The organism is Winogradskyella bathintestinalis, assembly GCF_030407435.1.
GTDB lineage: Bacteria > Bacteroidota > Bacteroidia > Flavobacteriales > Flavobacteriaceae > Winogradskyella > Winogradskyella bathintestinalis.
This window is the reverse complement of record NZ_JASDDK010000002.1, coordinates 423,989-436,034: the sequence shown is the minus strand read 5'-3', so window position 1 is coordinate 436,034 and position 12,046 is coordinate 423,989. Positions and strand designations below refer to the sequence as shown.

The following is a 12,046-nucleotide window of genomic DNA, read 5'->3' as shown; positions in this document are numbered from 1 at the left end:
AAGAGCTTTTAATTTTCACATTGCCGATATTGCGTATGAGGGCATGTTGTTGCCGATTGTGACTTTTATTTCCGTATTTGCACTTATGAGTTCTGTTATTAAAATATTTACTGTATTCTCTTGACTCACTAATTATACATTTTCCATACACTATCCATACACTATCCATACACTATCCATACACTATCCAGGCAGTACTTATATAGCATCTATAGCATTAATGTGCCCTATCTTTTAATTTGAGTCCTCTTATGTAAAATTTTTCTAAATTTATATCGTTCAAATACATATATAATCGTTGAAAGTTTGTAAAACTTTAATTTAATAAGTTTTTTCTGATATTTTAATGTGTTTTGTCGAAAAGAAATGTTTTTAAACGTTTGATATGTAGATGATTGCGTAAATTACAGTCAATTAAACATTGAACTTAAACCCTCCCCAAATGGAAAAAAAGAAGCTTTTTTTAATCTCCACAGATGTGCAACATATTACAGGATTGAGTATGCGTTCTGCACGAAACATTATGCAGTTTATACGCGATGAACGTCGCTTAGGAAAGCAACAGCTAGTACATATTTATGAATTTTGTACTGTATTTAATCTTCCTGTTAGTGTGATATTTGACTATGTAAATACGAGTATTTATTCTAAAAAGCCTATTGATGATGAGTCATTACGCGATGATTATCTAAAAAGATCCCTTGAAAACGGATATGATAGTTATTTGAAACACAAGGATTTTGAAATTTGTATGACGGCAAAGGATTTAAAGACCTATTCGGATGTGACTGATTTGGATGATGAGACTGATGTTGCTTAATGATTGAACACCTTTTTCTTGACTCTGTTTTTCCGTAATTATGGCTATGCTTGGGTTTGCTCTTTTTTTTAATAGTCCACTGGACAATTTCAATGCGCTCAGTCGTCCTCTTTGCCGCTGGGCTGTGAATGTTAATCTTAAATTGGTTTTGTTTTTAAATTTTTGGTGTTTGTTATGGGTTTTGGGAGACCCCTTTCTTCACTTTGTGCTTCGGGAATTTTGCCTATGCCCCAGCTCGCCACTTCACTAAAACAGTCCACAGAACTATTTCTTTACGCTCGGTCGCTTCTTTGAAAAAAAGAGGGGAGCTAGGTGAGGTTGTACTATTTAGCTTTGGTTTTTGGGATTTTCCTTTTTTGGGTTATTTATGCTTTTCTTTATAATCAAGGTGGCGATTTGTGGTCGGTGGTCTGAGCTGTGACCTGCTGTTAATTTTATAAGTTTTTTTCTTATAAATAGAACCCAAAATTTTGTTGTTTTCATTATTTGTTCTGGTCTCCAATATGTGCTCATCCATATTAAAAAAAAAAGGAGGTGGCTAAACCTCCGAAAAAGGTTTGGTCGGTGGATTTGATTTTTACCCTGAATCAGGACTATTGAAAAGCATATTTTATTCTACTGACCATCTTTCTGTTTCTTAATGGAATTAGTATATTAGCCCAATTGAAAAAAAGGATACTTTCCTTAATATTTGTAATAAGGTATGGCTTTAGAAACTCGAGTTTATCAGAAAGAACGAACCATAAAATTTGGTGCGCTTTTGAGAGCGAGCTTAGGTAATATGTTTCAATCACGGTTTTTAGCGCGTCAATTGGCAGAACGTGATATTAAAGCCATGTACAGACAATCATATCTAGGAATTATTTGGGCTTTTATAATGCCACTAACCACTGCTGCTGTGTGGATATTTTTAAACAGTAGTGGTACGATTAGATTATCGGATACTGGTATTCCCTATCCTGTATTTGCGTTTTCAGGTACTTTGATTTGGTCCATTATAGTCGCTTCAATTAATTCTCCAATGCAGAGTACACAAGCTGCTAAGGGGATTTTGACAAAAATTAATTTCCCAAAAGAAGCGTTGTTGCTCTCAGGTATTTATAAGTTATTATTTGATACGTCTATTAAAATAATCATTTTAGTTTTATTTGTGCTTATATATGGTGTTGGATTGCAATGGAGTTTACTCTTTTTTCCAATTGCTATTTTAGGTGCCATTATTTTTGGAACGACTGTGGGCTTATTTTTAACACCTATAGGGCTTTTGTATAAAGATATAGGTAAAATTATCACCTTTGGTATGCAATTTTTAATGTATGTAACACCTGTCGTTTACGCTATTCCTAAAACAGGTATTATGAAAACTATTATGACCTGGAATCCTATTACACCTATTTTATTAACTGCAAGAGATTTGGTTGTTGGTTTTACACCAGTCCATCTTAATTATTTTTTGGTGGTATTGGCTGTATGTATTCCGTTTTTGTTTTTAGGGTTGATTATTTATCGTATTTCAATTCCAATTATTGTGGAACGGTTGAGTGCGTAGTGGTAAAGTTAGGTATGAGGAATTAGGAATGAGGAATTAGGTGGTTAGAGGAGAACTCGAAGTTGAACTTGAAAAAGAAGTTTGAAGTTGGAAGTGAACTCTTCCACCTTTGATTTCTTTTAGGGAAAACAAATCCACATTCCCTTGAAAAAAGGGAAGGAGCTTGAGATGAGCAGGGAGCGTTTTAAGATAAGGTATATAGATAGAAAAGATTAATACATTTAGATGTCTGATAAAAATGAAATAGTAGTTGATGATGAGATTCTTGTAAGGGTTGAAGGTTTGAGCAAAAAGTTTTGCAAGGAACTTAAATCTAGCCTTTGGTATGGACTAAAAGATTTGGTGAGTGGTGTCTCAGGTTCTAGTGAAGACCGCTTATTGCGCCCTAAAGAGTTTTGGGCGGTTAAGGATATTAGTTTTGAACTGCGACGTGGTGAGTGTTTAGGTTTAATTGGCCATAATGGAGCAGGTAAAAGTACCTTGTTAAAAATATTGAACGGACTTATTAACCCAGATGCAGGTAAAGTTATCATGAAAGGCCGGGTTGGGGCGCTTATAGAATTGGGTGCTGGATTTAATCCTATTCTAAGTGGTCGTGAAAATATTTATAACAATGGCGCCATCTTAGGATTTAGCCGTAAAGAGATAGATAGTAAGCTAGATACCATTATTGCTTTTGCCGAGCTGGAAGAATTTATAGATATGCCCGTACAGCATTACAGTTCTGGTATGAAAGTACGCTTAGGTTTTGCCGTTGCCGCACAAATGGAACCCGATGTTTTAATTATAGATGAGGTTTTGGCTGTAGGAGATTTAGGCTTTGTTCTAAAGTGTTTTAAAACGATAGATACTATTTTACCTAACACAGCGATTATTTTTGTGAGTCATAGCATGCCTATGATCTCTCGTATATGTTCTCAAATTATTCTAATGGAACATGGTGCATCAAAGTTTCAAGGAGACGATGTGGGTAAAGCCATTGATTTGTATTATACTCGCTTTGCCTCTAATGATAGTAATGTGGTTTTTGATGATGGAAGTGTAGTTTTGGATAAAGTAGATATTTTAAATGTAAAAAAAGAGCATGGTCTAGCGCAATTAAATTGGGGTGATGATTTATGTATTGATTTATCATTTAAGAACAGAAGCTTAAAAAAATTACCTGCTTTTAATATCACTATTTTTGATAAAGAACAACGGCCTGTGGCTTTATTAACGCCAAATATGTCTTCATCTGAAATAGAATTTAATACAAATGAGATTCGATTTAAAATAATTCACAAAAAGTTACAGCTTTCTAAGGGTATTTATAGTGTTAATATTTCTGTTAGTAATTTGGAGAATAAAGCCCCTTTTTTAAGAATAAATAGTGTTTTAGATTTTCAAATGATAAATGATGTAGAAACTTGGCCACCTTTTTTATTGGAAGCTAATTATTCAAGGAAATAGAATATGAATTTTCTAAGAAAAAACAAACCAAAAATATTCTGTATAGGTCAAAATAAAACAGGAACTACGTCTTTAGAATCTTTTTTTAAGGACCATGGTTTTAAAGTGGGGAATCAGCGTAAGGCAGAACTATTGATTGATGCTTATATAAAAAGGGATTGGCAACCTATATTAACATACTGTAAGACCGCTCAAGTATTTCAAGATATACCATTTAGCAACGATTATTTATATATTTTATTAGATCATTATTTTCCTAATGCTAAATTTATTTTAACAGAACGTACTACTTCAGAAGATTGGTATAATTCTATTACAAAGTTTCACAGTAAACTTTTTGGTAAAGACGGTAGAATACCTACAAAAGATGATTTGCAAAATGGTACATATATTTATAAAGGTTTTATTTGGAAATCTTTTTATGAGAAATATGGGGAAACGGTTAATGATATCTACAATAAAGAAAAGTTGATTGATGCATATGAAGTTAGGAATAAGGGCATTAGAAATTATTTTAAAAATAAAAACAATTTATTGATTCTTGATGTCGCAGAAACTGATAGCGTGATTAAACTCGCAGATTTTATAGGAGCAACTCCAAAGTACTCAACATTCCCTTGGGAAAATAAAACGAATGAATTAAAGTGATAAACATTACCAAAACTTTTTTACCTACACAAGAAGAGTATAATGCTATCTTAAAACGTGCATGGGATACAGGTTGGATGACTAACCGTGGAGTTTTGGTGCAAGAATTAGAAGCTAAATTAAAAACGTATTTAGATATTCCTCATATAATAGCAACTACAAACGGTACTTTACCCATACAAATTGCTATAAAAGCATTGGGATTAACCGGAGACATTATTACCACGCCTTTTAGTTATGTTGCCACCACTAGCAGTATAGTTTGGGAAGGTTGCAAACCGGTATTTGTAGATATTCACCCAGACTATCTAACTATCGATGAAACTAAAATAGAAGCTGCTATCACAGATAAAACATCAGCTATCTTGGCTACCCATGTCTTTGGAAACCCTTGTGCAGTTGAGGATATTGAACAAGTTGCAAAAAAGCACAATTTGAAAGTTATTTATGATGCTGCGCATTGTTTTGGAGTAACTTTCAAAGGCAAAAGTATATTTGAATATGGAGATGTTAGTACCTGTAGCTTTCATGCAACTAAATTGTTTCATACAGGTGAAGGTGGTGCTATGTTTGCTCAGTCTAAAGAATTACATGATAGATTATATTATTATCACAATTTTGGTCATAAAAATAAAGAAGAATATCATGGCTTAGGCATTAATGCGAAGATGAGTGAACTTCAAGCAGCATTAGGTTTAGCAGTTTTCCCATACATGGAAACAATTATTGAAGAAAGAAAAAAAATAGTAGATTTTTATAATGAAAATATTAATTTTGAATTATATGATAAACTAAGAATACGAGAGGATGTCCTATGGAATTTTTCCTATTTTCCTATTGTTTTTGATAGTGAAGACTCACTTTTAAGAGTCTTAAAGCAATTAAATAATATAGATGTTTTTCCAAGGCGCTATTTTTATCCTAGCTTGGAGAATTTACCGTATATAAATAAGAGAAATTGTGAAGTTGCTAGTGATATATCAAAAAAAATACTATGCTTACCGTTATTTGTGGGTTTACAAGAGGAGGACTTAATTAAAATTACAGAAATTATTAATAATCATATATGAAAATTCTTGTTATAGGTCAGTGCACGCTGCATTGGGGCAGAATGGAGTTTGGTAATATAGGTAATTACTATATTATGGAACCGTTTTTTAGATTGCTTCACAAGGAGTTTCCTAATGCAACAATTAGTACGACCTTTCAAATGTCAAATCGATTTTGTATTGATGAAAATATCGAATCTTTACCCATGGAATTATATTATTCTTGGGAAAACGATTTAGAAAAAGCAAATCATGAATTAACAATTGCTGAAAAATATTTAATAACGGGTATTCCTGAATCTACACCTTACATTGATCTTGTAAAAGAAATGGATTTAGTTATTGATTTCAGCGGAGATATTTGGGGTGATAATGCTGATTTTTTAGGTAAAGATAGATTTTTAGTTGGTTTAATTAAAGATAGGGTGACTCAGATATATGCGAAAAAGACCGTTATGATTGCTGGTTCTCCGGGACCTTTTAAAAACAAAGAACATATAGATTTTGCAAAAGAAGTCTATAAAAACTTTGATTTGGTTACTAACCGAGAATTTATAAGTAAAGGGTTATTAAATAATTATGGCTTTGATACTTCTAAAACATATAGCCTGGCCTGTCCTGCTTTTAGATTTGAACCTGCTTCAAAAGAGAAGCTAAATGGCTTTCGTGAGTTAGACAATATTTTATCTCATAAACGAAAAAGTATAGGGTTTTTAATTTGCGGGTGGAATTTTACCGAAGGTCCATTTGATAAATGGCCTAGGCCAGATTCTGATTATCTCGTTTTTGCTGAAGCAATAGAAGAATTTAGTAAAAAAAATAAGGATGTGGATATTTATTTAATGTCACATTCTAATGGTTTTCCTTTACCACCAGAAACGTTTCAATTAATCCACGGCAGGGATTACCCTATAATGAAACAGCTAAAATCTGTGCTTGATAAAAGAGAAAAGATACATAATGTTCATTTGCTTAATGGTGTTTATGATGCTTGGCAAACAAAATCTCTTTTAGGACAGTTTGATATGGTTGTTAGTGGAAGAGTACACGCAGCTGTTGGAGCAATGAGTCAATGTGTTCCAACTGTTGTTATAGATTATGGACATGAACCTAAAGCACATAAATTAAGAGGTTTTGCGGCTGTTGCAGGGCAAGAAAGCTTTGTTGCTTCTCCAGATAAGGTGAATGATTTAATAGCAAAAATAGATGAAGTTTGGAGTAATATAGAGGATGTAAAAAACAGTTTGGAAATTAACATTCCTAAGGTACAATCTTTGAGTTCTAAAAATTTTGAAATGTTGAAAACATTATTTTAGATGAAAAATAAAAAAATTGCAGTAATGCAACCTTATTTTTTGCCTTATTTAGGATATTTTCAGCTTATTAATTCTGTAGATGAGTTTGTTATTTACGATAATATTCAATTTACAAAAAGGGGGTGGTTTCATAGAAATAGGATCCTTGAAGGTGGTAAGCCAAAATATATAACACTTCCTTTAAAAAAAGATTCTGATTACTTACATGTTAAGGACAGGTTTTTAGCTGACGATTTTGAAAAGCATAAAAATAAAATCTTAGCAAGAATACAGAATGCATATTGCAAAGCTCCTTATTATGATAATGTATTTCCTGTTATTGAAAAGTTAATGTCTTACAATTCAAATAATCTTTTTGAATTTAACTTAAACTCCATTCGCATTCTATGCGACGTTTTAAAAATTGATACTAAGATTCGGATATCTTCTAGTATTGATATTGATCATGGTCTAAAGTCTGAAAAAAAGGTTATAGCCTTGTGTAAAGCTTTAGAAGCAAATCATTATATTAATCCAGAAGGAGGAATTCAGCTTTATAGAAAAGAGGACTTTGAAATTTATAATATTAGTTTGAGTTTTTTAAAGTTTAAACCGACTTTATATCAACAAAATATTCCAGATTTTCAATCACATTTGTCTATAATTGATGTATTGATGTTTAATTCCTCAGACGAGGTTAATGAATTTTTATTTAAAGACTATGAGATTGTCTAATATAGAATTAAACAGAAGTGATGAGGTTAGTGTAAAAGATCATTTAAATAAATGTGATGTGTACTTTAAACCCAAACTTTCATCATACGTTGATATTGACATGTATTCAAAAAAACTTATTAAGTCTGCAAATCGGCTTGAGGTTTGGGATGGTTCTTATTTAATCGCTTTATTAGCTTATTACAAGAAAGAAGATAAAATATATATAAGTAATTTAAGTGTAGACTATAATTATTTTGGAAATTCAATTGGTTTTAATTTATTAACCTATTTAATAGGGAAATATAAAAAAATGAATATTTTAAATATTTCATTAGAAGTATTTAAAGAGAATAAAAAGGCTTTAAAGTTTTATAAATTGAATGACTTTTATATTATAAACCAGGATGATAATAAGTTTTTATTAAATTATGATTATGTCTAATCCTATTGTAAGTGTGTGCTGTATTACCTATAACCATCAAAAATATATTGAGAAATGTTTAGAGGGTTTTTTAATGCAGCAAACCAATTTTGATTTTGAGATTTTAATACATGATGACGCTTCTACTGATAAAACAGCAACTATAATAAGGGAATATGAAAAGCAATATCCAGATATAATAAAGCCTATTTATCAAAAAGAAAATCAATATTCAAAGGGTGTTTCTATAAGTAAAACGTATAATTACCCAAGAGCCCAAGGCAAATATATAGCCTTATGCGAAGGCGATGATTATTGGACAGATCCTTTGAAGTTGCAGAAGCAAGTTGATTTTTTAGAGAATAATCAGGATTATGGTATATGTTTTCATAATGTTCTTGAATTAAATACACTTAATAAAGAAACACAAAAAGTTATTCCAAATGTATTGAAAAATCATACCTATTCTATTTATGACTACATTCAAAATAATAAAACGGCTACCTGTTCTATACTTTTTAAAGCTGAATTATTTAACCCCGTTCCTTCTTGGTTTCAACAATTACCATTTGGTGATTTAGGATTGATTTTATTTGTTTTAAAAAATTCTAACAACCAAAAGGGATATGTTTTAAAAGATATCATGGGAGTTTACCGAATACATGCAGGTGGTGTTCATGGAAGTTTGCAGGAAAATTCTAAAACATTAATTTCCGCTTTTAAACAACATATTACGTTTATAACAATAATAAAAAAAAATCTTTTATGTGAAATGTTATATAAAAAACATATTCTTAAAAAGTATATAAAGGCTTATTCAAATTTAATGGTTTTATATAGAAAAGAAGGAGATAAAATTAATTATTGGAAGTTTAAACTATTGAAAATGTTTAAACAAATTAACATAAAACTTTGTTATGAATAAACTTTTAGTAATAACCCACGATACTACAAGAACAGGCGCACCTATGGTGGTACTTCATTTTTTACGATGGTTAAAAGTGCATCATTCTAATATTACAGTAGATGTTTTAGCATTAAAAGGGGGTAATATGGAAGAGGATTTTAAAGCAAATTGTTCAAGCTATTATAATTATGCTTTAGAAACCAAAAGTGGAGCGTTGTACTATTTAGAGCGTGTTCTAAATAAAATACATATTCGTAGCCCAAGAAATAGAAAAGACGTTATTTTAACTAATATAGCTAACAGACAGTATGATATTATTTATGCTAACACTATTCTATCTATACCAATTGCTATTCGTTTAAAATCATTATATAGTAAAAGTAAGGTCATTTCTCATGTTCATGAGCTTGAGGTTGTTATAAAAAGTTATTTGCCTAATTTAAATGTTTACTTACCACACATTACGCAAATTATAGTACCAGCAAAAATAGTGAAAGAAAACCTAATTAAAAATTGGGATGTAAATGAAAATATTATTAATGTGGTCTATGAATGTGCACAAATAGAGGTGCCACTAAAGTTACAGCCTAAGAAGGAACTCTCTAATTTTGTGGTTGGGGCATCTGGTACAGTCCATTGGAGAAAAGGTTACGATATATTTTTGTTAGTTGCTAGCCATATAAAAGAGCATTATCCAGAAGCTAAAATTATTTTTCAATGGGTAGGTCGTTTGTCTCGAAAAAGTCAACATATAATTGAAGAAGATATAAGAAAATTAAGGCTTGAAGATTGTGTCAATTTTATAGGCGAAGTAAACAGTACTAGTATTTATTTTAATGATTTTGATGTATTCTTAATGCCATCCAGAGAAGATCCTTTTCCATTAGTTTGTATCGAAGTTGGTTTGCTAGGCAAACCCATAATTAGTTTTGATCAAGCAGTAGGAACTAACGAAGTCTTAGAACAAGGAGGTGGGTTCATAGTACCTTATTTAGATATTAAAGCTATGGCCGAAAAAATTATGATTTATTTCCACCAACGCGTATTAATTAAAGAGCATGGTAATATAAATAAAGAGGAGTTCGGCAAGTTTACACCAAAGCACATTTGTCCTCAATTATATAATATTATAGAAACAGAATTACATGGCACCTAAAGTTTCCATAATCATCCCTAATTTCAATCATATTAATTATTTACCGCAACGTTTAGATTCTGTTTTTAACCAAACCTATCAGGATTTTGAGGTGATACTGCTCGATGATGCTTCAACTGATGGTAGCGCAGATATATTAAAAACTTACCAAAACCATCCTAATGTTAGTCATGTTATATTGAATACGGTCAATTCAGGCGGTCCTTTTAAGCAATGGAAAAAAGGTATTGAATTGGCAAAAGGCAAGTATATCTGGATTGCAGAAAGTGATGATGTTGCACATACCTTCTTTTTAGAAGAAACGGTTAAATTTGCTGAATCTAAACAAGATTTAGGGCTAGTTTTCGTGGCTTCAGAAGTTATTAATAAGGATGATAAATTAAAGGAAAAAAAGATGAAACCAGCTTCTAAAACTACTGGTTTTACTATAGAATCCTTAGAGGATATTTCTAACTACTTAATTAAAGAGCAATCTATCCCTAATGCTAGTGGAGTCTTGTTTAATACTAAGATTTTAGAAAGTATTAATCTGATTGACTTGGAGAATTTTAGGAACACAGGAGACCGATATGCTTATATACAGATTGCCTTAAAATCTAAAATTTATTTTTTAGATGACGCTTTAAATTACTTTAGAATGCATGGACTTAATACTACCAAAAGAAATAAAGTAAATAATAAGTTATATTATGATAGACTTTTAATTGTTGAAGGAGTAATTCCTTCTTTCGTTGGGAATAAATTTGCGTGTGCAAATCTTAAACAATTTTACTTCAAACAAATTTTTATTTGTTTAAAAGCGGGCTTTTTAAAAAAGGTGAATTCCGTAAATTATAAAATGTTTAAATATGGTTTAATAAGTTTTGGTGACTTTTTAATATTACTTTTTTTAAGTTTATTTTCTATGATTTTTCAAAAAAAACTTCCTTATCGCATTAAGAATTATTATAAAATCAGATTTTTAGATGAGAGTTTTTCATAATTAGCTGTATTTTATATTGTAAATCTTAGTATGTAAAAGTATTCCGCTAATTTTACTCTTTTAATATCATTAAAATCCACGAATGCAACCATTAGTAAGTATTATCATTCCAACCTATAATTCAAAAAAATATTTAAAAGAGACAGTCAATAGTGCTTTAAACCAAACCTATAAACTAATTGAAATTATAGTAATAGATGACGGCTCAACTGATGGTACTGAAACCATGTTTACTAATTTTGAAAAGCAAGGAATTGCCTGTTATCGAGTAAAAAATGGTGGAGCGTCTAGTGCTCGTAATTATGGCTTAAGTAAGGCGAATGGAGATTACATTCAGTTTTTAGATGCCGATGATATTCTTCATGAATCTAAAATAGAAAAACAGCTACAATTAATGCAGTTACATGATGCTGATATTTGTTATTCGCCTTGGATTGATTTTAAAGTTAGCATCAATGATTACCAAGATGAATTTAAATTTTCAAGGTTAGATCATGGTACAATGCGAACAGGTAAGGAGCTAATGTCAAGTTTTGGAATGGACAATTGGTTTATAAATACCTTGTCATGGCTAGTTAAACGAGATATAGTTGATAAGGCTGGGCTATGGGATGTTGATATTATAAATAATAATGATGGTGAATATTTTTCGAGAGTTTTATTTTATGCGATACGTGTGGTTTGTTGTAATGAACATTTAGCCTATTATAGGCGTACACCTAATAGTTTGGGTAAGTTGAATAGTGTTTTAAAAATAGAAGCATCATTTAACAGTTATCAAAAAATAGAAACATTATTATGTTCATGTAATGATGTGAAATTAATGAGTTATCCTAAGCGAATGTATTACATGCAATACAAACGCATAAAAAAGAATTATCCAAATTTAGCCAAACGCGCTGCTAAAAACTTTGATAGAATTAAGGCGCCTTCTTTTTTAAGTAAAAAAAAGTATTATTGGATCTTTATCAATAGATTTGGGTTGTATAATGGAACTAAATTATATACATTTTTACAGCCTATTTGGGGATTATTAAAAAGGAATTAATCTGC

12 protein-coding genes are annotated in these 12,046 nt (G+C 30.9%); all 12 read left to right on the top strand.

Annotated elements, in window-relative coordinates; translation table 11 throughout:
• The first annotated feature begins 478 nt into the window (after nt 1–478).
• The 12 genes from QMA06_RS06900 to QMA06_RS06845 all read left to right on the top strand — a co-directional run bounded on the left by QMA06_RS06900 (nt 479) and on the right by QMA06_RS06845 (nt 12,041).
• Nucleotides 479–820 (top strand): hypothetical protein, encoded by a 342-nt coding sequence (locus QMA06_RS06900; RefSeq protein WP_290206135.1) that lies wholly within the window; start codon nt 479–481, stop codon nt 818–820.
• A 703-nt stretch (nt 821–1,523) separates the two neighbouring features.
• On the top strand, nt 1,524–2,369 hold the full coding sequence (locus tag QMA06_RS06895) for an ABC transporter permease (protein WP_290206134.1): 846 nt from the start codon (nt 1,524–1,526) through the stop codon (nt 2,367–2,369).
• 225 nt (nt 2,370–2,594) lie between these two features.
• Entirely contained in the window at nt 2,595–3,818 is a 1,224-nt protein-coding gene (locus QMA06_RS06890) for an ABC transporter ATP-binding protein (protein WP_290206133.1), read from the top strand.
• Nucleotides 3,819–3,821: 3 nt separating this feature from the next.
• Nucleotides 3,822–4,466 carry a sulfotransferase gene (locus QMA06_RS06885; protein WP_290206132.1) on the top strand — a complete coding sequence of 215 codons (645 nt, stop codon included), beginning with the start codon at nt 3,822–3,824 and terminating at the stop codon, nt 4,464–4,466.
• Nucleotides 4,463–5,536 (top strand): DegT/DnrJ/EryC1/StrS family aminotransferase, encoded by a 1,074-nt coding sequence (locus QMA06_RS06880; RefSeq protein ID WP_290206131.1) that lies wholly within the window; start codon nt 4,463–4,465, stop codon nt 5,534–5,536. Before QMA06_RS06885 ends, QMA06_RS06880 begins: the two co-directional genes overlap by 4 nt.
• Entirely contained in the window at nt 5,533–6,831 is a 1,299-nt protein-coding gene (locus QMA06_RS06875; RefSeq protein ID WP_290206130.1) for a polysaccharide pyruvyl transferase family protein, read from the top strand. Before QMA06_RS06880 ends, QMA06_RS06875 begins: the two co-directional genes overlap by 4 nt.
• Entirely contained in the window at nt 6,832–7,545 is a 714-nt protein-coding gene (locus QMA06_RS06870; RefSeq protein WP_290206129.1) for a WbqC family protein, read from the top strand.
• Nucleotides 7,538–7,969, top strand: a complete 432-nt coding sequence (locus QMA06_RS06865) for a GNAT family N-acetyltransferase (protein WP_290206128.1) — start codon at nt 7,538–7,540, stop codon at nt 7,967–7,969. Before QMA06_RS06870 ends, QMA06_RS06865 begins: the two co-directional genes overlap by 8 nt.
• Nucleotides 7,962–8,873: a glycosyltransferase family 2 protein gene (locus tag QMA06_RS06860; RefSeq protein ID WP_290206127.1), complete on the top strand. Its 912-nt coding sequence runs from the start codon at nt 7,962–7,964 to the stop codon at nt 8,871–8,873. The genes QMA06_RS06865 and QMA06_RS06860 overlap by 8 nt, the downstream gene beginning before the upstream one ends.
• The gene (locus tag QMA06_RS06855; RefSeq protein WP_290206126.1) at nt 8,866–10,011 is read left to right on the top strand and encodes a glycosyltransferase family 4 protein; all 1,146 of its coding nucleotides are present in this window, start codon (nt 8,866–8,868) and stop codon (nt 10,009–10,011) included. Before QMA06_RS06860 ends, QMA06_RS06855 begins: the two co-directional genes overlap by 8 nt.
• On the top strand, nt 10,001–10,993 hold the full coding sequence (locus QMA06_RS06850) for a glycosyltransferase family 2 protein (protein ID WP_290206125.1): 993 nt from the start codon (nt 10,001–10,003) through the stop codon (nt 10,991–10,993). Before QMA06_RS06855 ends, QMA06_RS06850 begins: the two co-directional genes overlap by 11 nt.
• Before the next feature lie 82 nt (nt 10,994–11,075).
• Nucleotides 11,076–12,041 carry a glycosyltransferase family 2 protein gene (locus QMA06_RS06845; RefSeq protein WP_290206124.1) on the top strand — a complete coding sequence of 322 codons (966 nt, stop codon included), beginning with the start codon at nt 11,076–11,078 and terminating at the stop codon, nt 12,039–12,041.
• Nucleotides 12,042–12,046: the final 5 nt, after the last annotated feature.